General features: G+C 39.9%; 28 protein-coding genes and 1 CRISPR repeat array. Of the genes, 19 read left to right on the top strand and 9 right to left on the bottom strand.

Annotated elements, in window-relative coordinates:
- Positions 1-84 precede the first annotated feature (84 nt).
- The 5 genes from F7734_RS49060 (at position 85) to F7734_RS49080 (ending at position 3,038) form a co-directional block, all read left to right on the top strand.
- Positions 85-306 (top strand): hypothetical protein, encoded by a 222-nt coding sequence (locus F7734_RS49060; RefSeq protein ID WP_155751580.1) that lies wholly within the window; start codon positions 85-87, stop codon positions 304-306.
- Positions 307-493: 187 nt separating this feature from the next.
- Entirely contained in the window at positions 494-1,387 is an 894-nt protein-coding gene (locus tag F7734_RS49065; protein ID WP_207714393.1) for an ATP-binding protein, read from the top strand.
- Positions 1,388-1,417: 30 nt separating this feature from the next.
- Positions 1,418-1,765 (top strand): STAS-like domain-containing protein, encoded by a 348-nt coding sequence (locus F7734_RS49070; RefSeq protein ID WP_155751581.1) that lies wholly within the window; start codon positions 1,418-1,420, stop codon positions 1,763-1,765.
- Complete coding sequence (locus tag F7734_RS49075) at positions 1,765-2,373, top strand: PIN domain-containing protein (protein WP_155751582.1); 609 nt, start codon at positions 1,765-1,767, stop codon at positions 2,371-2,373. Before F7734_RS49070 ends, F7734_RS49075 begins: the two co-directional genes overlap by 1 nt.
- A gap of 116 nt (positions 2,374-2,489) precedes the next feature.
- A complete protein-coding gene (locus F7734_RS49080) occupies positions 2,490-3,038 on the top strand; it encodes a hypothetical protein (RefSeq protein WP_155751583.1) in 549 nt (182 codons plus the stop codon).
- A gap of 224 nt (positions 3,039-3,262) precedes the next feature.
- On the opposite strand, the gene F7734_RS49085 is transcribed toward F7734_RS49080, so the two are convergent.
- The 5 genes from F7734_RS49085 to F7734_RS49105 all read right to left on the bottom strand — a co-directional run bounded on the left by F7734_RS49085 (position 3,263) and on the right by F7734_RS49105 (position 9,100).
- Positions 3,263-3,622 (bottom strand): hypothetical protein, encoded by a 360-nt coding sequence (locus F7734_RS49085; RefSeq protein ID WP_155751584.1) that lies wholly within the window; start codon positions 3,620-3,622, stop codon positions 3,263-3,265.
- Between the two features lie 58 nt (positions 3,623-3,680).
- The gene (locus F7734_RS49090) at positions 3,681-7,757 is read right to left on the bottom strand and encodes a hypothetical protein (RefSeq protein WP_155751585.1); all 4,077 of its coding nucleotides are present in this window, start codon (positions 7,755-7,757) and stop codon (positions 3,681-3,683) included.
- The gene (locus F7734_RS49095; RefSeq protein WP_155751586.1) at positions 7,754-8,116 is read right to left on the bottom strand and encodes a hypothetical protein; all 363 of its coding nucleotides are present in this window, start codon (positions 8,114-8,116) and stop codon (positions 7,754-7,756) included. The genes F7734_RS49090 and F7734_RS49095 overlap by 4 nt, the downstream gene beginning before the upstream one ends.
- Before the next feature lie 194 nt (positions 8,117-8,310).
- Entirely contained in the window at positions 8,311-8,460 is a 150-nt protein-coding gene (locus tag F7734_RS49100) for a hypothetical protein (RefSeq protein ID WP_155751587.1), read from the bottom strand.
- Between the two features lie 370 nt (positions 8,461-8,830).
- Positions 8,831-9,100: a helix-turn-helix transcriptional regulator gene (locus F7734_RS49105; RefSeq protein WP_243147501.1), complete on the bottom strand. Its 270-nt coding sequence runs from the start codon at positions 9,098-9,100 to the stop codon at positions 8,831-8,833.
- 158 nt (positions 9,101-9,258) lie between these two features.
- Between F7734_RS49105 and F7734_RS49110 the strand changes: the two genes are divergently transcribed.
- From F7734_RS49110 to F7734_RS49160, 11 genes are all read left to right on the top strand, one after another.
- Positions 9,259-9,483, top strand: a complete 225-nt coding sequence (locus tag F7734_RS49110; RefSeq protein ID WP_155751588.1) for a hypothetical protein — start codon at positions 9,259-9,261, stop codon at positions 9,481-9,483.
- A 2-nt stretch (positions 9,484-9,485) separates the two neighbouring features.
- Positions 9,486-9,767: a hypothetical protein gene (locus F7734_RS49115; protein ID WP_155751589.1), complete on the top strand. Its 282-nt coding sequence runs from the start codon at positions 9,486-9,488 to the stop codon at positions 9,765-9,767.
- A gap of 153 nt (positions 9,768-9,920) precedes the next feature.
- Positions 9,921-10,385 carry a hypothetical protein gene (locus tag F7734_RS49120; RefSeq protein WP_155751590.1) on the top strand — a complete coding sequence of 155 codons (465 nt, stop codon included), beginning with the start codon at positions 9,921-9,923 and terminating at the stop codon, positions 10,383-10,385.
- Positions 10,386-10,528: 143 nt separating this feature from the next.
- Positions 10,529-11,353 carry a hypothetical protein gene (locus tag F7734_RS49125; protein ID WP_155751591.1) on the top strand — a complete coding sequence of 275 codons (825 nt, stop codon included), beginning with the start codon at positions 10,529-10,531 and terminating at the stop codon, positions 11,351-11,353.
- Positions 11,354-11,431: 78 nt separating this feature from the next.
- Positions 11,432-13,750: a hypothetical protein gene (locus F7734_RS49130; protein WP_155751592.1), complete on the top strand. Its 2,319-nt coding sequence runs from the start codon at positions 11,432-11,434 to the stop codon at positions 13,748-13,750.
- Between the two features lie 206 nt (positions 13,751-13,956).
- Positions 13,957-14,163: a hypothetical protein gene (locus F7734_RS49135; protein WP_155751593.1), complete on the top strand. Its 207-nt coding sequence runs from the start codon at positions 13,957-13,959 to the stop codon at positions 14,161-14,163.
- 107 nt (positions 14,164-14,270) lie between these two features.
- A complete protein-coding gene (locus F7734_RS49140) occupies positions 14,271-15,329 on the top strand; it encodes a hypothetical protein (protein WP_155751594.1) in 1,059 nt (352 codons plus the stop codon).
- Complete coding sequence (locus F7734_RS49145) at positions 15,329-15,586, top strand: hypothetical protein (RefSeq protein ID WP_155751595.1); 258 nt, start codon at positions 15,329-15,331, stop codon at positions 15,584-15,586. The genes F7734_RS49140 and F7734_RS49145 overlap by 1 nt, the downstream gene beginning before the upstream one ends.
- Complete coding sequence (locus F7734_RS49150; RefSeq protein ID WP_155751596.1) at positions 15,583-15,828, top strand: ASCH/PUA domain-containing protein; 246 nt, start codon at positions 15,583-15,585, stop codon at positions 15,826-15,828. Before F7734_RS49145 ends, F7734_RS49150 begins: the two co-directional genes overlap by 4 nt.
- A 12-nt stretch (positions 15,829-15,840) precedes the next feature.
- Positions 15,841-16,137 carry a hypothetical protein gene (locus F7734_RS49155; RefSeq protein ID WP_155751597.1) on the top strand — a complete coding sequence of 99 codons (297 nt, stop codon included), beginning with the start codon at positions 15,841-15,843 and terminating at the stop codon, positions 16,135-16,137.
- 170 nt (positions 16,138-16,307) lie between these two features.
- Positions 16,308-17,152: direct repeats of the CRISPR family, unit length 36 nt; unit sequence GTTTCCATCCCCTTTCGGGGCGAGGGAAGTGTAAAG.
- Positions 17,153-17,479: 327 nt separating this feature from the next.
- Positions 17,480-18,124: a site-specific integrase gene (locus tag F7734_RS49160; protein ID WP_155751598.1), complete on the top strand. Its 645-nt coding sequence runs from the start codon at positions 17,480-17,482 to the stop codon at positions 18,122-18,124.
- Between the two features lie 66 nt (positions 18,125-18,190).
- On the opposite strand, the gene F7734_RS49165 is transcribed toward F7734_RS49160, so the two are convergent.
- Complete coding sequence (locus F7734_RS49165; protein ID WP_155751599.1) at positions 18,191-18,397, bottom strand: hypothetical protein; 207 nt, start codon at positions 18,395-18,397, stop codon at positions 18,191-18,193.
- 254 nt (positions 18,398-18,651) lie between these two features.
- Here F7734_RS49165 and F7734_RS49170 point away from each other — a divergent pair, with 254 nt between their 5' ends.
- The 3 genes from F7734_RS49170 (at position 18,652) to F7734_RS49180 (ending at position 22,069) form a co-directional block, all read left to right on the top strand.
- A complete protein-coding gene (locus F7734_RS49170; RefSeq protein ID WP_155751600.1) occupies positions 18,652-19,236 on the top strand; it encodes a hypothetical protein in 585 nt (194 codons plus the stop codon).
- Between the two features lie 161 nt (positions 19,237-19,397).
- Entirely contained in the window at positions 19,398-19,805 is a 408-nt protein-coding gene (locus F7734_RS49175; protein WP_155751601.1) for a hypothetical protein, read from the top strand.
- A gap of 176 nt (positions 19,806-19,981) precedes the next feature.
- The gene (locus F7734_RS49180) at positions 19,982-22,069 is read left to right on the top strand and encodes a protelomerase family protein (RefSeq protein ID WP_155751602.1); all 2,088 of its coding nucleotides are present in this window, start codon (positions 19,982-19,984) and stop codon (positions 22,067-22,069) included.
- Positions 22,070-22,506: 437 nt separating this feature from the next.
- Here the strand turns inward: F7734_RS49180 and F7734_RS49185 are convergent, their stop codons facing one another.
- The 3 genes from F7734_RS49185 to F7734_RS49195 form a co-directional block, all read right to left on the bottom strand.
- Positions 22,507-23,013: a hypothetical protein gene (locus tag F7734_RS49185; protein WP_155751603.1), complete on the bottom strand. Its 507-nt coding sequence runs from the start codon at positions 23,011-23,013 to the stop codon at positions 22,507-22,509.
- A gap of 104 nt (positions 23,014-23,117) precedes the next feature.
- Entirely contained in the window at positions 23,118-23,456 is a 339-nt protein-coding gene (locus tag F7734_RS49190; RefSeq protein WP_155751604.1) for a hypothetical protein, read from the bottom strand.
- Between the two features lie 11 nt (positions 23,457-23,467).
- The gene (locus F7734_RS49195) at positions 23,468-24,046 is read right to left on the bottom strand and encodes a hypothetical protein (protein ID WP_155751605.1); all 579 of its coding nucleotides are present in this window, start codon (positions 24,044-24,046) and stop codon (positions 23,468-23,470) included.
- Positions 24,047-25,053: the final 1,007 nt, after the last annotated feature.

Below are 25,053 nucleotides of genomic sequence, written 5' to 3' on the forward strand. Positions count from 1 at the left end.
GAGTAGGGGAGGGGGGCGATGTTAGTTTTGATAACCATGTGGGAATTATAAAAGCGTCTAATGTAGCAAAGAAAATAGATTATTATGGGCGATTCTTTAAATGCTAATGAAGCTCAGTCTCTGGCAAAAAAATCACTTTATTTAGCAGCCGATGAAGCTGCCAGAATTGTAAAAAATGCTATGAACTATAACTCACCAGAAGGAAATGCTTACGCAAGTGATTCTGGTGGGTTCTCTACTTCTGGTGAAGCAAAGAAAATTCAGTTAGCTCTTGAGGTTTTACGAATAGCTTGGTTATCTAAGTAAATCCTTTTAGAATCTTTTTTCAGAATGTAGAAAACTTGAGTTCTCGCTATCAGCCATTAAATAACACTTGTAGCGAGAAACTGATGAAAGTTGTAACAAAAGAAGTACTAACAGTTTAATAAAAAATTTAGTGAGAGTTAAAGTATATTTGTACTCAGTCCCCGATTATAAGATTTAGAATCGTTCAGTGTCTTCTATTGTCAGTACTCCAGTAACAATCATTCTCAAAGTCCCAACCCTCAACGATGATAAGACAGACTTTATTCGTATGTTTGGACTTTGGCAACAAGTTAGAGGAATTCACAAACCTCAAGTTGTCTTTGATTTTTCAGGATGTAAATTTCTCCGCCAAAACGCCGTAGCATTTTTAGGTGGCTTAGCTCGACTTATTGAAAGTGGTGGTGGTCAAGTCAATTTTGCTTGGGATACACTTCAAAATGGTATCAGATTGAACTTGACTGAAAATGGTTTTATATATGCCTTTGAAAAAAATCAGCCAGGTTGGCAAGGTAATTCTGTTCCTTACAGAGAAGATTTGAACGACAACCTTAATGGTATTTTAAACTACCTGGATAAAAAATGGCTTGGACGCGACTGGGTAGAAGTAAGTCAGACTATCAAAGATGAGATTATCCAGAATGTTCTTGAAATCTATAGTAATGCTTTTGAACACGCAGTATCTGATATAGGTATATTTACTTGCGGACAGCGTTATCCTAACTTGAATATACTAAAGTTGACAGTGATTGATTTTGGTATTGGTATTCCGGCAAAAGTACGGCAATTTCTTCAAAAACCTAGTATGTTGGCTCAAGATGCTTTGGATTGGGCATTTCAACCCGGTAAGACAACGCGACGTGGCGGAATACCGGGGGGTATTGGTCTTGACTCGTTAAAAAAATTTGTCAAGAGTAAACAGGGTAAAATAGAATTTTATAGTCACGACGGTTATGCTTTAATTGACTCAAACCAAGAAATCTACCAAAGCGCACCCACTTACTTTGAGGGAACCTTAATAAATATCACAATTAAATGCGACGTAAATTACCATAACTTTATACAAAATGAGTTATTGTTTTAGTACAATTGTTCTTTTAAGGAGCTTGAAGCCATGAAATACAAGGTTTACGAGCTAATCGGCGAAAACTGTATGAGTCAGCAAGCTGGACAGCAAATCTATAATTTGATTCATCCCCAGTTGCAAGCAGGGAAGTCAGTAGAACTAGATTTTACTGGCGTAAGAAGATTATTGTCAGTATTTTTTAATTTTGCTGTTGGTCAATTGCTACGTGATATTAAACCCGAAGATCTGGATCGGCTTCTGGTTGTATCTCACCTAAGTCCTATTGGTCAACAGACTTATGACAACGTAATTGAGAACGCTTTACGTTATTACTCGAATGAGAATTATCGTAAAGCCGTAGATGAAATGATTTTGGAACAATCTCTCTGTTCTTAATGGCACTTAACTACAACGTACAGGCGTATGTCATTGATATTGGATCTGACTGTCCTCAAACAGGGGATATTTTTTTTGTTGATACCAATGTATGGTATTGGCTAACATATCCCCCAGCGAGTTCGTCTCTTACTGCTTATCAAAGTGTTTATTCAAACTACATAACAGATACGATTGAAGCTGGTGCTACTCTTTGCTGTTCCGGATTGTCTCTAGCTGAATTAGCCCATATTATTGAAAAAGAAGAAAAAAAGTTGTCCTCTTACAGTTTTGTTAATAATAAAGAATACCGTCATAATTATCCATCAGAACGAGCAAAGGTTGTTTCTCAAGTACAAACTGTTTGGAATCAGGTTGAGAGTGTTTATGGTGTCCAAATTGATTTAACGCTTGATAAAGCTACGGTAAATGCTGCTGTTACTCGGTTTAGTACTCAGTGCTTGGATGGCTATGACCTGTTTATTCTTGAATCTATGAAACAGGAATCATTGACCAAGATTATTACTGATGATGGCGATTATGTAACAGTGCCAGGAATTCAAATGTTTACCGCTAATCCAAATGTAATCAAAGAAGCTAAAAGGTGTAGAAAGTTGATAATTAGGTGATTTTATAGCGAGTTTTTCATGTTTATGTGATTTATGCACCCTTTGACTACTAAAAACAGAGTATTAAGTAAAGTTATTAAGATAGATGTAATACGTTAATACATCTATTAAATTTTATGGCTACTAAAAAGCGCTCAAAAATCAATAACCTATACTTAGAAGCTCTTCAGGGCAAAGATTTAGAAAATTATAAGCAATTAGTGTCCTGCGAGATTAGCGATATACTACTTGCTAACTTTAGATATGTTCATTGCAGGTTGCTTAGCTTGCTCTCTGGAGATGTAGAGCTAAAAGCCAGCTTTAAGCGAATCATTGAACTAGCAGAGGAATTGTGTGAAAACGGAGAATTAAGCGAAGACGATTTACTGGAAATCAAACGGCTGCTAGGGGGCGTTAACTTACAGCAAATAGCTAATATCTCCAGTACTGCCAGTACGCTAGCTGTTACAGCCTCTAAGGTTTCTAAAGAGGGTGACATCTTTTTACAAAACAAGATTCTTAAACAATTTTTAATTGATATATTGCAGAAATCTCAAGACACTGTAGCTCGACAACTAGCCATAAACGCACTTGCTACGCTTAAGCTTGAGGCTGGTTTGCCAACAGAGAGGTTAAATGAGTTGCTAGAAATGACGGCAGTAGATGCTTCTCCCGATTTAGACTAATCTATTAGTTCGGATGAATTTCCTTTAGTTCGGTTGAATTGAAAATAAGAACTATAGCCAATTCATCAAATATCGTTGAGGGGGCTTTCATTCTGCGTCCGTGTTTTGTTCGGTTCCGGCTTGATATAGCCTTCCCTAAGCGTGACTTAGCCCCTGTAGATTTCAACCAGGGACGAGTTGCCATTATCCGTTCCCTGGCTTTCTGCCTCCTTTCCTCAGACCAACTACCTGCCAAAGTACTGTGCCTCCATCTCTCTAAGTTGTGGTGTCAAATCTTTCATTAACCGTTCCCACTCCTGATGGTTTTTAGCAGCCTCAAAGATTTGCGCTGTACTTAATGGCTGAGGTTCCGGCTGGTGAGGTGCATATACGATTGCGGACTGGTGCGATCTCGCTTCCATCTCAGCCCGTATTCTTTGTGTTGTTTCTCGTTCAAGCTTACACAATTGTTTTGTTTCTTTAACCATCCCCTCTGTGAGTATTTCTAATTCCTGTAGTTCCGCCCACAGTTGTACTAGTAATTTTTGTGGTTTGTGTTGCTTGCTTTGCACCAAGTTTCTAACTAATCTTTGTTTTAAATTCATTACTTTGACCTAATAAAAATAAATGGTAGATGGCAACTGATAACTGATAGCTGCAACTTTAGAAATCTATATCATAAGAAGCCAATGCTGTAGCTTGCATTGATTTAAAGATTTCCTCCAATTGCTTTCTTACTCTTAGTGTAAGCCATTCGCAAGTTTCGATAGTTTCTGAAAATGTAACCTCAGCTTCAGAAGCGCTTACATGATTTTCTATTAATGAGTAATGGCGATAAACAAGATCTGTTGATTGTTCTAAGTTTTTGGATAAGTCCAATTCATTGAGCAGTGTTTCAACAGAATCAATGTGGCTGGTTTTTACACAACCAGAAACCCATTCCATCTGCTGTTTTTTGATTTCATGGGAATCTTTTGAGCAAACTGCAAGGTAGCCTTCAAAAGCTTTTACAACTGTAGATGCACCAAACTCTTGACCTAACCGCCATAGTTTTTCATGGCTTGCCCAAGTATCCGAATCAATGATTTTCTTAGCCAAAGTAGCAAGAGAAATGGTATTAGATTTCTTGGTGGACTCAGCTTTTACAGGCTTACTTTCGATAGCTTCCACAATTTTAGTATTAGCTGTGACTTCTTCCGAAATTTCCACTTTGACTATTTCAGCGCTTTCAATTCCCAATCCCGGTAATGCATCCTGAGTTGCCAAGACTTCTTTAACTGTGTACCAAGAGTTAACGCGATCGCGTACACTATTAGGCACTAACTTAAGCGCTGTCTCCAGTTGTTGTAGGGTTACAAATCTCTTAAGCGCTTCGTACTCATCTTTGGTGTGTGTGTTGGCAATCTTGGTTGCCAGATTACCAACATTCTGCAATTGTTGTTGCTCACGCTCCAGCTTTTCAAGTTCTTTTTGTTCCTTAATTTCAGCTTTGTACTTACAGTACATCTCAGCTAGTTTGTAATCCTCCTGATTGATTCGGTAATGGTAGATTTTACTTCTCTTTTTCTTGCCTTTGCCCTTTTCGCCTTCACCCTCAACCGTAACTTTGACCTCTTTCTTATCAATCCCTATCCCTATTTGGTCAAAAACTTGTGCTAGTATTTGCCCGTTGGTGATGCTTTCAGGATTGAAGCCTAAGACATCTTTAGTCTGCTTCGGGTACTTCTTCAGCATTTCACACATTGGCTGAATATCATTTGGGGTCTGCCATTTTTCAGGAATTAGCAATGATTTAATGCCTATCTTTTCACGAGCAAATCTCTTTCTAGCGCTCCAGCGAATATCACCTGCAAATCTATCACCCATCTTAGATTGTTTAGCTTCTATTGAAAAATCTTTTTCAATTGATTCAGCAATATCTTGCTGCAATAGGTAATAATTTTCAAGCTGGCGATAATAACGACCTGCTTTATTCCTAAGCATTAACGCTGCATATCCGGTTAACTCAACCCCCGATTTATGCTCGAATTTAATAGTCTCCGCCAACTCTTGACCAAAGTACTCGCGCATCTTTGTTTTGAGATAACCTAACCTCAAATCTTCATTTACTGCTGTTTGCAATCTGAAAGCGTCCTCTACTAGCTGTACTTCGTTTTCATTCAAAAATCGGGCATTAGCTACCGCTTCAGCTTGTCCGATTTCAATGCTACCCCACACAGCCTTAAGCTTATCTTCAATTTGCTTGGTGCCTCCCTCTGGGCAAAAGTCAACTAATTCAATGGTGTAACCATTTTCTTGTAAATGCTCTAATGTGAACCGCTTCAAGAATTGCATCGTAGCTACACGGTAAGCCGTGTTTTTGCAGAACAACTCGAAGTGTGGACTTGACCAGCTTTTTTCTATCGGCTTGTACTCAGCATTAAACGAGAGTAAATGAGTGAAATTTTGGCGATAATTGCGCTCGAAATAATCCTTTACTCGCTCTGGGGTAATGTCATCTTTATCAAGCCCGGATGGCATGAAGCCAACTTCAGCCACCCATAAATAGATGTCTTCAGCCCCTCGAATTCTGTTCAGGAATTGCTTGACTTCGGTATCAAGTAGAATCCCGTTCACAAAAGCAAAAACTGAATCTTTAAACCTACCGTTTACCAGTGAAATACCACTGATGACACTAGGAGAGCAAGAAATTAATTTGTACTTTTGAGAGTACAAATTAACATCACTAAAAAATTCTACAACTCTTGGATCGGCTTGAGTGTCAGCCGTAATTTCTAGAATTTCATCAATGAGTTCTGGTAATTGTTGGCGAACATATTCCGTAACTGATTGGCATCCCATCACCCCAGTTCTTAAATCATCCATCAAGAATGTTGGGATTCCCGCTTTTAGTTTTTCAATCAGCTTTCCCACCAATCCTTCAGGTGAGCTAGCGTCATGTACCTTGATTGCTGGCTTGGGATAGTTGAAGGTGTTTTTAATTAATTGAAACTTGCTATCTTTTGGCGAGATAGCTTTAATATAATCCCATTCCTTCTTAGTCAAATCAGCGCTCATGTACAAAGGAGTACCACCCCCTTCTAGCGTTGCTTGGTGGTGTGCTATAAGGGTAGACAACACCAACGGTCTTTGCCCATCTTTGTTGCATAAAGGACTGAAGTTGAAATTAAAAATTTGGTCGCACTCATCCCATATTGCTAAAGTTTTAGGATTTTTGCTAAGAATTCGAGGGTCAATTCTTGGCGCAGACGGACTACAGAAAGTGATTTTTTTGTAATCACTAACGTCCTCATTCTCTCCTAAATCATTGATGCATCTTGTATCATACAGCTTTGAAGCAGATTCACGAGCCAAGCTAATTCTGGGAGACCAGCCAATGAGTGTGTCTGCATCTTTTGATAATTCTCTTGCCAGCTTCGATTTACCGACACCGGGGAAAGCAACAACACCATTGACTACCTCTGGCTTAATTAGGTGTGCTAGGGTTTCTTGATGTTGCTCATGGACAACAATGATATCTTCGTTGTCGTCAAATTTGGTTAAGTTGTCCCTAGCTGCTTTCAGTTCTTCAAATCTCTTATCTTTTTCCTCTGCCGATTCTTTTTCTTTCTTCTGGCTAGCTACTCGCTTGCACTGAATATCAGCCAAATTGAAGAATTCATCGGTGCTGATGTAGTTGATATTTGCCAAGTCCTCAACAGGCAATTCATCAATATCATCTTGTTGCTTAGTTAGTTGCGACCACCAAACAACTTGAATAGTCCAGCCAAGTTCTCTAAGCAAGTCACAGGTTCTACGCCAGCGCTTGACCACATCACCGTTACCAGCGTCCCCAGCGTCAGGGAAAATTTTGATTACCTTATCTCCCCCTAACAACTCGTGAGCCTTGTTAAGGTAGCTCTCTAGCTGCTTAGGCGAACCAGCAAACTGACCCCCAGCCGAACCAAGCACGATCGCATTCAGCCTTCGGCTAGCTAAAAATGGCTTAGCACCAACACCCTCGCAGAGCGCGATCGTGCTAGGGGAATCAGGCTTGAATACAGCTAAGGGTAATTCAGCCTCGCCATCTATATAGATGTGGCACGGATTCTTCTGGCTGGACAGCCACCTGTATTTATTGCCATCGTTAAGCCCTAACACGCGACCTTGCGCCGCTATTATTTGTCCCTCCCAATCGCGGATAGGGCAGAGATAGCCTTCATAAGCATTGCTTAAGCTAGTCCCCTGTCCGCCGACACCGGGTAGATTACTGGGGTAGTACTTTCCTAATGGCTGAAATTTGGTAATTGATTTGAAGCCACTATCAATGATGTCCTGTTCACTGAAGCCACGCCCCCTTAAATCATCTAAGGTTTCTTGGTTTAAGGGGAGTTGGTCAAGAATCTCAGAATATAATTTGTGACGCTCACTTGCTGGCAAGGACTGCTTAGCTAAGGTTTCTTGGTGCGATCGCGCTTGTTCCTCCCTTTGCTTTTTCCGCGCTTCCCATTCAAGCTTGCGTTCTTCCGTCCATTCTTTAGAATTATCAATCTTGAAAGTAGCAGTGTGACCAGTGCCGCATTCCTTAACGCAGGTGTAATTAAATCCATCCGCACCAAGCACCATTTCACCCTTACGGACATCGCTGTAAGATTTGCAGAAGATTACTTCTGAAAGTATCCGGCAATCGCCCTTGATGTTTTCGCAAATGGGACAAGGATTATTGCGGCTGGTTGGAATCGGTCTTTCATAAAGGCTCATTTATTTGCCCCCTTCATGAAACCTGCGTACTTGGCGATGTTTAACCGAACAGAATCCGGAACTTGCCCCTCAGCCTCGAAGTAAGCGCGATCGCGCAAAATCAGCAAATCTTCTAAGGCTTCAGCCTCGCTAAACCTTCCTTGCGATCTAAATTTTCTTACAAATCCTTTGTAAGCTTTGAAGATAAAATCGCTTTCTTCCTTAATCTGCTGCTCACTGAGACCATTCTCACGCCCTAATCGCTCAGCATGAAACTTAAGCCAGCAAGTGCGATCGCGCCTATTTTTGCTAGAATTAAAATAGTTAGATTGTCTAACCATTTCGTCAATTTCTGATAAATCGAATTGTTTCCAAGTCATGTTTAGCACTGAGAATGAGTTTACTTTTCAGTGCTGCCCTCTTATAAAATCCCTTACTACATTTGCGATTACCCTAAAAAAGCGGTAAGCTTAGTTAAGATAAATTTTTAAATAAATTGCAAAGTTTTTTGGTTGTCTTGCGTTCACGTGGGGCAACATCTTTTTTTTGGGGACGTGAAGCGCTTCAAAATGAATTATACTGCTGTTTGATTGTTTGCCAAGAAATGTAACAAAGCATTTCTGGCTAGTGTGGCTTTGGTTACGCCTCGCTTTCGAGCTTCCGCAGCTACATCAATATTGATTGGTTCTCTGAAAGTGATTTTCTCTTCTTTCGTTGTACGCATAGTTTTTTGTTTGTCTCTACTTAAAGTATTCCAACTTTTTGGACACCGATGTCCCATAAGTCAGAATGTAGCATATTTTTTTTGATTGTGATCGCTGGAATGCTTGGTGTGTCTACTATAGCATTATGTATTACGTGTAGTAGAGGCAAACAATAATACACGCGTTGAGGTGCGATCGCGCTTCTATCTGCGGCACTGTGACACTTGGAATTGTTAAGCGTAGCAGCCGGATGAAAACGTGCTACACGAATAACGGAATATCAAGCTTTATAGCTGTAGCACTGTGACAGTTGTAGTCGCAGTGCTTAATAATTTGTTACATATTTATTTTCATGCATTCCCTCTCCCATTTATTTTTAAGTATAAATACTCAATCGTGTTTGTAGTTATCAAATTTCACTCCCAAATCAACTGACAAAACCTTTTCTATTTTTCTGATAATTTCTTCAGTAGCTGGCGCGAGTAAATTCTCATTCTCTAGCTGGTACCAGTACGTCCTACTAATTCCACACTCTCTGCATATCTGTGACAGCGATCGCGTGTCCGATTCTCTGGCGTTCCTTATTTTCTGTCCTATCCCTGGAAACTCCCCAATAACTTCTATAGTTCGTTTAATCTGCATTTGTAATGTATTAGCCATATTTTTACCTATTTACTCTAATCCTAGTGTAAATTGCCTGTTAACAGTTGTCAATTGTTTGTTAACAGTGTACAATAGGCGTAGATGGGACAAAAACACAGCAGAGGCGACTGCTAGACATACAGCCAGTGACCATCTTGAACTAAATGCATGAAACTATGACAACAAAGTTCTTTGTGATTCCTCACTATGAAATTGACTTCCGTTATTCCAGTCAAGGCTCAGACCTTGAAATTATTAACGATGAAGGGGATGTAATCGCGTCATTTGTAGGTGAACGGGCTTTAAAAGTATTCACCCTACTTATGTCATTCCCTACAGTATCAGAGCGAGACATTTATATAGATGCACGTATTGCAGAGTTAACCAACACGAGCTTTTAACCATGCTGCAACCATTCCCGCATAAAAATAATGACTTCAAGTGCTACCTTTGGGCATTGCTCCATTCATCCCAGTTAATTGATTTTGGCTTCTACCCTCGTATCTGGAAGTCTTCAAAAGCCCGTCGGTTCATAATCGACTTTGGACTTATCCAGGGATTCATTTACATTCATTCCCTTGAACTAGACTTTTTCATACCTGATGAAGTCTGGGTGGCTTACTTAAGTGCTTATGGCATTCCACAAGAAAAACAACGTGATTATTATTTAGGATGCCCTTTTTGATATGGATGCAGAAATCAAACCAATCATACGCCGAACACTTGCCAAGCTTAATTCTCTAGAAGCTATGCAAGAAGCTATTTCAAGGTTGGACAACAGCACATATACAAACAGGCTCAAACTACTCGAACCAAATCAACCAGTTAAGGAGACTGTATGAACTTTGGCGAACACATTGAAAACACCGTCCTTGGCTCACTAGACAAGATTGACGATATGCTTAAGCGCCACAAAGAATGGAACGATGAATCAGCCTCTTTAGGACTTATCAGCGATGACGAAAAACTTCGGATGTTGAAAGCTGAACTCTACCGTGAGGTTCGACTGTCTAATCCAAACCAACAAAAAATCATTAACTTGACTCAAGCTATTCAGATGTTAGAGGAAATCAAACAAGCTAAGGAGGCACGAGAACTAGAACATCGCAAGCTTAACCTAACTTTTCCAGCACAAGCGAATGCAATTCTCAATACTTCGGCTTTATTCGCTGTATTGCTTGTGATTGGCTCTTATGCTGCATCATTCACCTGTGGTAACGCTCTTACTCCCTTTTGCGGTTATGCCCGGTCAGTGGTCTATCCGATTAACAAATTTTTCTCCCCAGTCAATGTTGACAATTAAAATCCTTGCTGTATCGCTCTCAACGCTTGCAATATCTGTATTCCTTGATATTGCGTTCTAAAGCTAAAGTCGGGCAAGTCTCGAAACAAAACCCGACTCTAACACCCTCTGCAAACATCAAAAACACAAAGGATATCAATATTATGCCATTGAAGAAATCAAAAACCGGAACTGTAACTGGAGCTTCGTTAGAACCTAAAACACGTGGTAAAAAAGGCGGGCTAACTGGTTCTAAACGTGTTGCTGAGACTGAAACTACTGCTAGCGCTAACGAAACACCATACCCTGATGTACCACAAGGCTTTGATACTCTACCGGAATATCAAGAAGCTGATAACAACGCCCGTGCTAAGGTTGCAGCACACTTTGTTCCAGCAACAACACAACAGACTGTAGGAACCATTGTTAATACAGCTTCGGCTTCAGTTCAAGCAACTAACAACGGTACAGTATCCCCCAGCACTCCAGTAGATTTTGCAGGTATCGTTGCCACGGGTAGCGCTGAGGTTCCAGGATATGTTTCTGGAATTAGTAACGCTGAAGCTGTAAAACGCCGATTAGCAATACAGCGAGAGCGTAATGAAATCGGCGTCATGATAGATAGAAAGAAACTTGAACAAGATGTAATGCAATTAGGTATCGAGCATCGCAAAGTTGAGGGTAAAGTCATTGAATACCACACTGAAGGCGTACACAATCAACGCAAAGCTGTTACTTTCCATCGTGCTGAGGTAGCTCGTGACACCGAAGCATCGAGACTTACTCAAGACCGTGAGTTATTGACACAACAGAATATTGCTACTCAAGGAACACAGACGCTCACTGCTGGAGTAAAACGCGAATGGGAACAAAAGCTCGAACTTCAAACAGCGAAATCAGACCACTTGAAACTTGAGATTGAATCAGCTAAATACGAAAACGAGTACAAACGACAAGAGTTAGAAGCAAAACTACTCTCCGGTTTCTAATTTCCAGTTAACTAGTTAACCGAAAAATCTAGGGAGGGATAAAACTCTCCCTTTTTTGTAAAAACATTCGAGGTTGTTATGTCTCAGAGATTTTTGAACAATGCAGTGTTAGTCGGTTCTCTTTTATTGTGTGGCGGGGGTATTTGGAGCTTTACGCGTACTGGTAACAATCCCATACAACATACACTTGCTCTTTCTATTGCGGTCGCTGGAGGTACAACAGCAGTAGGGTGCGTTGCGTTTGGTGCTTTGTATGGTTCGGAAGCTGAAGAGAAAATCAGAAAAGCTAATCAAAAATATGAGTCTGAAATATCGGGCAATAAATATCAAGTAGAAACCGCCAAAAGAACTTTAGAGGATATCAGGCAAGAAAAACTTAATCTAGAACGCCAACTTGAAAAGCACTTGTATGAGAGCAATTTTGAGATAGAAAAACGAGACACAGCTATTCAAATTTTGAACCAAAAAGTAAAAACTATCGAGGCTGAATATTTAGTTAAGGTTCAAGAAATTAATCGTAAATTGGAGACTGAAGATAAGCGAGTTGAAGATTTTCTAATCAACTTTAAGCAAGCCATGTTTGACAGTCTTACAGCTAAAGTTGAATCGCTCGAAATTCTTTATGCTGAGATTGAGCGTAAACTGAATGATGAAAACTTCACAGCAGTACATCCAGCTTTAGCCAAACGATTACAAGAAATTCAGAACATTTACGACAAGTGCAATGGCATACTAAGAAAATTTGAACATTTAGACATTAGTGCCTACGATGTAATGCTTGATTATTTTTGGCAGATAACCAACGATGTTTCGGCTGTACGGGTCAGATATCGTAATTCTCTAAATTCAGCGACTCAGCAACGAAAAGAAGAATTAGAGAACCAAATTATCAACTCTGTGAGTAAAGAACGGGCAAAGGCTACCTTAAAAGAATATTCAGACTTTCAACGCAAACAACTTGATGATTTAATCTTAAAAGTTGACGAAAGTAATGCCGAATGGAAACAGCTTAAAGATGCACTACTCAAGGATTTAGAAACAGCACACTTAGAGATTGATAAGCTTAACCAACAAATAGCCGAACTTCAAAAACCATTGCTGGCAGTAGGAGATAGTACATATGCTCGGACTGCAAATAGAATTTCAATGTACTACTTCGACCAGTACAAATACAAGCTTGATGTAATCCAATGGGATGAAAATGAGACAGGGTATTCTATATTATTTGCCACTAGACGGACAGCCGGACTAACCGAAAAAGAGCTATTACCTGAGAATACCCTAGAGCAATTAGCAGCATTCACAAACTGCTTACAGGGCACACTACCTAAGTTCACTTTCAACTACCAACACAGTACAGTGACTCTTGATGTGACCCTACGCAAGCCAGTTAAGAAAGAGCAAGCCAAGGGGGATATTGATAAGATGTGGGTTCCTGTTGAAAGATTTGAGACCTACGTTAAGAACTGGGAACGGATTAGAATCACTGCTGGCTCAACTGGTGGCAAGTCTCCTACGGCTAAAAACTTGGCACTGGCAATAATGAAAGCTCGGAAGGGAGAAGGGGAAATCAGATTGTATGACCCTCAGCATGGGAGCAAGAAGGATTACTGGGATATGCCTAAGCGTGGGACATCTCATGAGCATAACGTCATTGGCATGGGAGAACTGTGTGCTGAACTTGATAGACGTACCAAGCATCCCAGTAATCACCCCTTCATTCTGTACATCTTTGATGAAGTGGATAGTACCATTGCTCAAGATAACGGTGAAAGTGGTTATTACTACTTTAGAAATAAAGTGACTTACTCACTCAAACAAGCCAGTCATCAAAACATTGGGGCTATTTACATCGGTCAAGCCTGCGATGCGTCCACCATACCGGGTATGTCATGGTCTGATTGGAACAATGCTGTGCAACTGCATATTGGGGCTAACGCTGGTATCTTCATCGACAAATCAAAAACCATAGCTCCAGAGGACAAGACCCGATTGCTTGAACAGTACCGCAAGATTCAAGAGTACTGCGACCGCAAGAATGAGGAATTAGGTTTGGACATTTTCACTGACCCAAGTGCTTATCGATTTGCCTTAGCCGTACCACTGACCGGGCTGCCTAAGTTTATTCAGCTACCCGACTTCGATAGCTACGACTACTGGGAAGTGATGGACAAGAAAGAGGCTGAAGTAAGTACAAATACTCAAAATTCACTTATTTCTAACATTTTAAATGAAGCAACTACAACAGGTGACATTAATACTACTAAAGACTTCGAGTTAAATATTAAATGTCCCGATTGTCAAACACCTAACCCTAAATCTAAAGGGAATAGATGGCAATGTGTTAATCCTGATTGTGGTAGAACTTGGTTAAAAAATTCTAAAAAGCAGAATTAACTAATAGTAACTAGGAAAAGATAGCGCTATGTACTGCAATTCTTTTCCTGTACTTTGGTACCGTACCGTGGTACATCCTGTGTACCGTGATGGCTGAAACCCTTGGTATTGCGTCGGTACATGGTACGGTACTTTTCCCTATAGGGAGGTCGTGTACTTCGTGTACTTTTGGTACTTTTTCATTCAATTAATGTTAGGAGAAAATCATGAGCCAGTTTATTAGCAACGATAAGTACGCAATTAATATTGATAGCATTGTTGCTATTGAATGGAATTGTTTCGACTCAGATAAGCCAGGTCACTTTACAAAGATTTGGTTTAATAACGGACAATCATTGAAATTATATTTCATGGATAAAGCTGATGATGACATACAGATGAAACTAGAACAGCTTATTAAGTCTTCAGATTAATTTTGAAAAAATGTACCCAATAGGGTACAAAAAACTCTTTCATGTGTTATCATGACAGTAATTAAAGCTTCAAGCCTTTACCCAGTAAACAATATGGAGATTTTAAAATGACTGAAAAAACAGTAATTGTACCCAAAAGTACCCGTCAAAAAAACACCTCAAAAACGCCCTCTAAAATCAAAAAGCATTTCAAATCGGTTATAGACCTAGGCAACCATTGGATTAAGGCGTATCTCGAAGGCTACGACTATCTAAGAGAGCCTAGTTGGTACGCTCGCTGCTTGAACAACATTTCAGAAAAGATTCCCGGTCACGTCAAATATATTGATGGCGTGAGGGAAGATTTGAAAAACACTTGCTGGCTAGTAGGTACTCAAGCGGTCAGAAGCGGTAGCAGTGACCTTATGCGATTGGTAGATGATTACACAGGCAAGTCGTCTCTATGGCTTCAATACTTTCTTGGTACACTGGCACACTTACCACAGCTTAATCCTGAGATGAGTTTTGAAGTGACCGTAACCTGTAACGACATTAAGCGCCATGAACCAGTGATTAGAAAGAACGAAGGTACCCATAAAGTAGAGCTAGCTGGTGTACCCGTATTGGTACAAATTAAGATTAATGCAGTGTACCCAGAAGGTATAGCCGCACTCAAGAGTCAAAACTTAGACGGTGCGGTCACTATCTGTGACATTGGCGGTGGCAACACGTCTATCACTCGTTTCTTTAACTCAGAAATCGTGGGTGAGCCAGTTGTTAAGGATTTTGGTGCAGAATACCTAATTGAGAAGATAGGGGCTAACTCCGACCTGAAAGCACTCATCAAGCAACCTCCTAGTAAAGATGTAATCAACAGGAGTATAGAAGCTGGGGTGAAGTTCAAAAAATCTGAGACAGGAGATAAGATAGCGCTTCTTTACTACGGTGAATCGGATTTGAATTTCTATTCAGTGTACGCATTAGAGTTAAAGGATTTCATTGAGTGTAAGTTACGTGAGGTCACTAACCAGTTAGAGCAATATAAGCTAGCTGGTGACAAAATTCTCATCATTGGTGGTGGTTCTAAACTCCCCTTACTGAGTGTGGCACTGAAGAAAAAAGGTTTCTTGATTTCGGACAATGGTGCATTTGACAACCTTATGGGATTGGTTAGTGAGGTTATCTAATGGCTATCGACAAAATCAGGATTAAAAAGTATCAGCAATCCAAGGTTGAGCAGTGGTCACAAGCCTTAGACATCCCGGTAACAAAGTTTATAGAAGATGCCATCAACTTTTACACAAGGTATTTAGACGGCAAACAACCAGTGACCACTGTAGAATCAGTAAACCAAATAGACCAGACTGAGCAAAAACATCCTGTTGAAACTACTGTGATTGATGTAGAAGAACCAGAAGATTTTGATGGAGGAATTGAATTATGAAAACACATGAATTAAAAACTTGGAAACCATTCTTTGAAGCGGTAATCAGTGGAGAAAAAACTTTTGAGATACGAAAAGATGATAGAGGTTTTGAAGTAGGTGATATTCTCCATTTGATTGAAGTAGACCCCGACAATAACTTACAACCAACTGGGAGAATCGCTAGATTTACAATCACCTACATTTTAAGAGGTGAGCAATGGGGAGTTATGTCAGAATACGCGATACTAGCTATTAAATAAGGAGAACTGTATATGACCACAAATCAACCAACCATAGAAGAACGCTTAAGTAGACTAGAAACTTTATTTGTCAACGTAGGCGAGAAAGTAGCTGAACATGACGAAACAATCAAGCAACATGATGGAAACATTGATGTATTGGTAGCCAACATTCAGCTATTGACCGAGAACGTAGCTGCTGTAAGCCAAAGGGTAGACGCACTAGCAGAGCAAGCCGCAATAGACCGTCAAGAATTACGTAATTCAGTTAATCAAATACTTAATTACTTGCGTGACCGAAATGGTGGTAGTTCTCCACCACAAATTTAAAAACTGGCAATCCAGAGAGACCACCAGTTTCACATCATGAGTATAGAAGTCCTTCGACATAAAGGACTTTTTTTCATTTTACAGATAAAGAAATAACTTTCTCGAAAAGTTTTCTCATAAGTAAATCGCCTGTAAACACCAAAATACGGGCTTTTTCATGTCTTATAAAATCCCCTTTCGGGGCGAGGGAAGTGGAAAGGCTGAAAGTCATCTATGTGTTGAAAGAAGACATGGGTTTCCATCCCCTTTCGGGGTGATGTAAGTGGAAAGGCGTGCTAACTACTGCTCAAAGCCAAATCCCCTTCAAAGAGTTGTTTCCGTCCCCTTTCGGGGTGATGTAAGTGGAAAGTCCCTCAGACAAGCCATATGCTTTTCTCTGGGTCAATAACGTTTCCGTCCCCTTGCGGGGTGATGTAAGTGGAAAGTAGAAGCAAAGCTTGAGGAGTACAAAGAACAGCTCACGTTTCCGTCCCCTTGCGGGGTGATGTAAGTGTAAAGTATCAAAATAAACTGATACAAGCGCTTCTAGTTACATCGTTTCCATCCCCTTTCGCGGTGATGTAAGTGTAAAGAGTTCACTCTTGCGTTGCATTTCTACAGGTTTGGATTCCGAGGGTTTCCATCCCCTTTCGGGGCGAGGGAAGTGTAAAGTTTAAACCGTATTATCGCAAAGCAGCAAAGCCCTCAAGGTTTCCATCCCCTTTCGGGGCGAGGGAAGTGTAAAGCAAAAAGGTTTGATTTTTCAGGATTTGCTTACAAAAGTTTCCATCCCCTTTCGGGGCGAGGGAAGTGTAAAGCGAAATAATTACTAAAAGTTTGCTGTTTTAATGTGTTTCCATCCCCTTTCGGGGCGAGGGAAGTGTAAAGAATCATGGAACGCAAGTGTCAGCTTCTATCTTTGCTTGTTTCCATCCCCTTTCGGGGCGAGGGAAGTGTAAAGCGCAACTGTAAACGGTATCAAAATTTTGGATGAGAAATTGTTTCCATCCCCTTTCGGGGCGAGGGAAGTGTAAAGAGTTCACTCTTGAAAGCCTTACTGTGAGCGAGTTTCAGACCCCCTAATCGACACACCTCTAAAAAATTCTCAAAAATTTTCCCAAAGTGGTCTTTTTTGCAGCCTGAAAGTCTTACAGCGTAAGCCATCGACACACCTTAACGAAGTTATGCGGTTTTCAAGGTTCGGGCGAGGTGTGTCGATTTGAGTCAACACTGCCTAAAACATAGAAGTTGTGATTTATAATGTCAAGTTTTAGTCTCAAAACTTAATTGAGTAGCTGATAAAGAAAATTTAGTGACCTACTTAGCCGTAGACTGTTGATACAGGGTCAACAGCAGTTGAGCGATGAAAGTCAATCGACATGGTAGGGCTAAAGTGCTTACACATGAGGAGATACAGCAAATTTTCAACCACGGGCTAGTATTTGACCGTGACCGAACTTTGTTTGGAGTATGCCTGTTTACAGCGTGTCGCATACGTGAAGCTTGTACCCTGTTGACCACTGACATCTACACACCCAAAGGACTGGTTAGACCTAAGCTGATTCTCAGGAAAGCGAACACTAAGGGCAAACTGGCAACTCGGTCTATACCAGTGATAGAAGATTTAAGAGAAATATTGTCTAGTTACTACACATTTGCGGGTAAGACTTATTTGTTCCCAGGCAGGAGTGACGGACATATTAGTGAAGATTCAGCCGCAAGAATTTTAAGAACGGCTTGCCAGCGAGTTGGGATAACTGGAGTGAGTACCCACAGTTTTAGACGGACTGCCTTAACCCAGATGAGCAATGCTGGCATACCGTTACGGGTTATTCAGGAGATAAGCGGTCACAGGAATCTTGAGCAGTTGCAGAAATACCTAGAGGTATCGGAAGAACAAGTATTGGGTGCGGCTTCAAGCTTAGCTATGCTGTCACCTGTGGGACAAGATGTCGGGAAATATGGATATGACGACATCACGTTAAAACAACCGCATACCAAGGGATAGAAGTGTACTACATAAATTAGGAGACACCATTTTTAAAACGAAACCCGGTATCTTACCGGGTTTCATTTACTGACTGATTAATTCCTCGTAGCGCGATCGCTCCAATTCCCCAGACTCATAAAGGTCTTTGTAAACCAATTCCCTAATATACCTACTCTTGTCTGGTTTCTTCTCTAGTAGCTCAATGATATCTGGAGCAAACTTGCACCCTATTGTTTTCTTACTCAATCCGTTGGGAGTGGGAATAAACTTCCCGCTTTTGTCTCTTTGCATAGTGGTTTCCATAATTGGCGTATATACACCTACCCTAACACAGTTAACCGTGGTTAACTACCGATAAACTGTGATTATGGCTAAGTCGAAAAACATAAGTAACAATCATCAAAAATCCGTAGTTTACCGTGGTTAACAACGGTTATCTATGGCATAATAGAGACATGAGGGCAAGAGGAAAGCTGAGCGAAGGAAGCTCGCACCCACGCCCGATAAAAATTCAATCTCGCTTCATTGTTTAAGGAATCTCAACCATGTTACTTAACAACACACTGACCACCATTCAATCTTCTATCGATTCAGTTCAAGCGCAAATTACAGCACTACAAGCGCAATTGGCGGAACTTCAGCACCACCAACAGGCTGTAATGAGTGTTGAGTCAGCCTGTGAAACTGCGATCGCGCAAGTCAAAACCGCGCTACAAATGCTCACTTCAGTCTCACCTGACGATATCAACACATTCAAAACCGCTATCAATGATGTGTTCGGTGAAGACCTACCCCAACTAACTGCAAGTGTTGACCCTGTAGAACCTACACCCCCGACACCAGCACCAGCACCTACCAATAACGATGTGTGGGGTGATGAGACACAGCCAACTATCGATGTTTCTGCTGTTGCAGTGATGGACGCACCCCAACCAGAATCACAACCCGATAGTGAGTTGCATCTACTCACGTTTATGGAATTGATGGAATTATCAAGCGAGCAACTTAAGCGGCTGGCAAAGGCTAAGGGGGTGGAAGGATATCGCAAAATGACTAAAGGCGCGATCGCTGAACTCTTGCAAGATTCAATTCCCGCCAATGAAATAAAAATGGATAAGCCACAAAACTAGTACTGTGACCTGGGCAAGTCGTAAAACTAGCCTCAAACAAAAACCCAAGTAATTTAAGGAGAATTTTACGAATTTCAACATTATTCAAGCAATCCTAAAACCATTTGAGAGTTCGTCAGAGTGCATCTAAATCCATCTGTCTATCTTTCAAAGGAAAAAATATGAATCCCATAAAACACTTTGCCAAAGTTGGTCAAAAATTAAGCGAATCTCAACAAATCATGCAACAAGTTTATTTAGAATTTCACTTGATTGAAGATTTTGAAGGAATTCAACTAGGAGTATTGAGAGAGCTTATTGAATTTCATTCGATGATTTGGGATAGAGTTTTTGAATTAATGGCTCATACTGATGTACGAAAATACAACTATCTAAACTACCCAAGCCAAAATAGGTCAGAAGAGTGGTTCCCGTGGCAAGAATATAATCGATTCTCCAAAAAACAAGAATTGAATAACGAGCAACTTAAAGAGCTTCACAAAAAACTTGAAGCCAGTAATGGAGAAGTTACCTTATCTGAATCAGAACTACACTTCATTATTAAGGCGATAGAAGAAAAAATGAAATGACGCAACAGCGAAGCACAATAAGCAAAGCTTAACGGTAAAAAGCGCGATCGCACCTCACTAGTTGCTAGCAGTCGCGCTTCAAAATAAGCTCGAACAACTTTGTACGCAACAGTTGACTGGCGTACAAAGTTAATGCTAGCATATGTGTACAAAGTTAAAAAGAGGTGGAGGGGAATATGGCTGAAAAAACATACATCAAGTTTGTGAAAGAAGTCCGTACAGCCTGGGTTAAGGAATGGTCGATGGAGTTCCTTAAGGGTCTTGAAGCTACCCCAAACGATTCTATTGAGAGCTACTGCAAAACTAAATTAGATGAGTTTAGTTCGATCTGCGTGGAAAAGACTGGTAATCCAGAAGATTCCGATAGCTGGAAGAGTTCAGCAGTTACCTACTTGTCTGGTGTTCGCAAGGCTGTTAAAGCATGGCAAGAGTCAGTAGAACTAAATGATGGCAACAGTTTCGAGTACAAAGGTAAAGACGGCAATGTTACCCGTGACCATAAAGCCCTGTTGTACATGAACTATGGGCGTGACTTCCTTAAGGATGTTAAAGAAAAGGGAGAGACGAAAAAGCAAGAACAACGACGCAATTTAACCCCTATCAACAACGTGTCTGAGATTCAAGGTGCTATTGAAAGTGCCTGTTTGTCAGATGATTGGCGAGAACTGGCAACAGGCATTGAGTTTGCGCTTGGTGCGCGTTTGGGAGAAGTATTACTCACAGCTGAGATTAAACAGCTTAATCAGTTCCAAGTTGAATTCAAGGGACAAATCAAAACTAAGGATGAGGATAGGTTTGAATATCCCAAGTACACTTTAATCGAGTCCTGGAAGGTCGTAGACGCGCTCTTAAAACTGCGTCGGATGGCTGAAAACAAAGAAATTAAAAACTGTTTACTCGCTGAGGTTGATAGCCGCAAGAATGCCACAGTTAACCGCAAGGTCAGAGAGATATTCGGAGAACTATTACAGCCTCCACACGGAGTAGAGCAAATCTCAAGCCATAAACTCAGATCGGCTCATGCCGCGATCGCATTCTATTTATTCGGCAGTTACACACAATCATTTGGTTCATTCGTCAAGGATAACCTCGGACACAAGGGAGATGGAGAAGCAGCTAACTATGAAGACTATTCTGTTGTTGATAAAAATGGTAAGCCAATGATACAAGGTGCTTGGCTGGACAGACTGAAAGAAGAACCGGGTAAACCAACTCAAGTCATTGTACAGCCACGGTTAAGGCTCACTAAAGCAGCTAAGGACTTAATTGATAATCAAGGGTTCTTACCATTCCCCGACCAAGTAAGCAGAGTAGAAGAACTAATTAGGTTAGCTCAAGTCGGTAAGCAGTTTGAGGAAGGTAAGTTAGTTAAAGAGGTTGTAACAATCGTGGAAAAGCCAGTTGAAAAAATTGTTGAGAAAGTAGTTGAAGTACCAGTTGAGAAGATTGTTGAAGTTCCTGTTGAAAAGGTAGTAGAGAAAATGATTGAAGTGCCAGTTGAAGTGTCTGTTGAACAAGTTATCGAAAAAATGCTGCAAGATAAAACGATTGAAAAAATAATCCAACAATTGCTTGCAGTGCCTACTGTTGAAGTCACCACTGCTGAAATAGTCACTGCTGAAGAATCTACTATTGAAGTTGCTACTATTGAAGTTGCTACTGCTGAAGTTCCCATTGCTGAAATACCCACTATTGAAGTACTCACTACTGAACAACCACAAAAACCAGTAATAGAAAAAGATTTAAGTCAAGTCAGTAACGATAAACTGTATGGCTCAACTACTCCTTATAGTGGCAACGAAAAAATTAGAAGAGCAGTACAGGCTGTGAAAGCTTATAACGAACGGCAGTACAGTACAGATACAATGTGGGCTATCAACACTAAAGTTTTGACTGAGTTGACTGGATGTAGATCGTCCATCCTAAAAAACTATTTAGAATCACCTGAAGGTAGGTTGCAGGTGACGGACTATAACTTAGAGAAAGGCTTGGGATATCACCACAACAAAGGACGTGGTAGTGTTACACAGTTCATTAAGCTAGAAGGTACTCAAGCAGCGTCTACTACTCCAGTGCAAGCAACTGTAACCCCAAAAATTAAAAGCCAAACTATTACCTTAAAAGCTACAGAAGTTTCACGAATGGACATTGAACACACGCTAAAACAAAAACCAGGTTGGACAGTGACCACTAAGGATAGAAGTAAAGTTGTGGCGGTCTATGGGCTTAATGAAAATAATGAAGTAGTGGAAATTAAAGATTAAGCAACCTTGCTATCAATCATTAAAAAACGTGCTGCAAGCTAACCTCAGATGACATTAGTTTCTGGGGTTAAATTTTTGGCTCGAAAACTCAGTTTTCAAAATTGGTCGGAAAAACGCTGAGAGCGAGAATTAACAGGGGATTGGGGAATGTCGGGATAGAAAAAGTTTCAAGTATTAGAAGACAAGGAAGGCGCACAGTTTCCAAAAACCGCGACTTTTTCTAGATACTAGCTATTGTCCCAAATCCCCATCACTTCGTGAATAGCCGCGCCTTTTTTGGGTCAGTTAAGTATTACTTACCTTTCAAGCGCCAGAAAATTCTCTACACAACATTATTAATAAGTATTGCTTATATAAAAATTAGCGAGCGGCTTGCTCAAATGTATATACTCGCTTTTATACACCCGGTTATAAATGTTTACTAACAATGCATAATATCAATGTGCTTTACTAAAATTTTCTAGATCGCCGATCAAATAATCTAAGTAATATTGAATTATGGACTCATGCGCTTCGTCAGGTAACAAAAAAGATTTTATCTTGTAATCCCTTATATATCGAACTATATCCAGAACTATATCCAGAACTATATTCAAAGGAATATTTTTTAGTTCTTCTAATTTTATAATACTAACTGGCATTCTATGATCGTACTTTATATTACATTTTAACCATGCTAAATATAATTCAATTAAATTGTAAAAATCAAACCTATTAATTTCCTTAACAAGCCCTTCTGCTAAATCTTTCTGCGGAATTGTATTCCAAATTGCATCGCAAGCTTCAATCGTAATTCTTATAATAAGGTCATTATCCTCTAGAGTATTAGTTATTAATAATCTTTGCAAAAAATTGTCATGACACTGTTTAAGGCTATTGATTTGTTCAAGTCTATTGCTTTGCGAAAAATTGTCATGCCACTGTTCAATTCTATTGAATTCCATATTTTTACTAATTTATATTTTTTTTAGATTTACACTAATTTCTTAGTATTTGCTAGTCATATTCAAAGGTTATAAATATGATTATAAAACGCACTTGTGTTCTATTAAAATAACTTCATAGGCTTTTCATGAGTATCTTCAAGTTCTCCAAACCGTAAGACAGAACTCACTTGTGCCCTATATTTCATGATTTTTTTAACAAAAACAATGTCTAAATTATTTTCCTCAGTAGTCTCATGTTTATGTTCATCTTTTTTTTGTTTCTGTATTAAAATAGAATCAAAAACTTTATCTATTTGCTCTTGTAAAGAGCTTTCTGAATTGACTTGCAAATTGAATTCCGAAATTAATCGCTTATAGACTTTTTGCCATTGAGGTTTATCTGCTTCCAGGGGTCTTAATACTTCCTTCAGTCTTTCAAATAAGTTATTGTCATCAGACATAATATTCACCTCTAAAATACAATCTTAAGTGCTGACCATATATAAATAGCAAGCGGAATGACCGAGAGTACTGTAGAGAAGAATCCTACAGTCACCCAAAATCTCTTTCTTTTATTTTGTCCAGAGTTATGATGAGCAGCCAGACTATATTGTTCAGCCAGTATACTTATGAATTTAATCTCAGAATTAGCGCCTAAAGGCGACGAATCCCAAAAATACAAATCTCGTAAAGGATTTTTAGGGTGTGGATTTTTATAGTTTTGCAATCTCATAGAGTAAAGAAGTGAGAGGATAGCTATTAATATAAAAATTAACCATATTGTTCCCGAAATATATATGAAATCCACCCAAAAATATTTTTCAAATAACTTATTATTATTAATTTTAAATATCGCTTGACTAACAGGCTCGAAAAATTTTATATTAAATAGTACTGAACCTAAAATAATGGTTATAAAAGATATATAAAATTGGACTTTTGATTCTAAACGTTCTTTACTATTCTCTTCCATTTCAAAAATTTTTTGGCAATATTCTAATCGTGTCTTTTCAAAAGATAATTGTTTCGCTTCAATTGCGTCCTGCTCCATGCTCCACCCACTTTTGCCAACTTAAACTTTTTAGATAATCTTATTTATAAAAATATTTACATATGAAACAAACTTTTGAAATAAAACTTAAAGAAAGTTATACTACACTTCACTAACTTCTTAGAAAGATTTTAAAAGTATAACATTTTATAAAACCATAAGAAATTAAGCGACTAACTAACAAGACTGGGGCTGAAATAGGTTGATTATTCCAGCCCAGCTATGCGAAGAGCAAAAATCCTCTAGAATTATTCACAACTTATAAGTTCGTGATATACCGACGAACTGGGGACACTTCGTTTAGAGCGGGTGGTGTCGGGGACGGGCAGAAAATTAATCGTGAAGTGACCACTAACTCAGCAGCCCCCTCCCCTACTCCCCTCCCCCCTCCCATTCCCGTAGTACGATCGCCCCCTTCCCTCGCTTGCTTCCGAGCAGCATTAATACTTACTACGCATTTGTCCCCACCCGTACAGTATAGGTATAAAATTCCAAGTGTCCCCACCCGTACAAGGGGGATGTAAACCACTAAATTTAGGGGGGTGGGGACAGGGTAGGGACAGAGTAAAAATACTCATGTAGCTAACCCCACCAATTACCAGTTTTTGTCCCTATCCGTACACCTTAAGTATAAAATTTTAAGTGTCCCCACCCGTACAAAATTTGTCCCCACCCCCATGATTAGGTCTAAAAAGAGGGGGTGGGGACATAAGCATTTATACTCATTAAGGGTGGGGGTGGGGACACAGCAAGTCAAAATTTGATATTCTAGCCACTGAGTCATCAAATTATTCAAATAGAGCGGCTTTAAGGCACCTAGAAGGCGTGGCAATAGCAAGAATAGACAATCCAGCGTCAAAGGCTTAGCGCGGTTTTTAGGCGGTTTTTTTTTGCGCTTTTTTTAGAGACAGCCAGGTCGGCAAGTGTCCCCACCCCCCCCCTAAAAAAACCGTTTCACTATAAAAACACGGGGGGGTGGGGACATAAGCAAATATACTCATCAAGAG

Source organism: Scytonema sp. UIC 10036, from assembly GCF_009725235.1.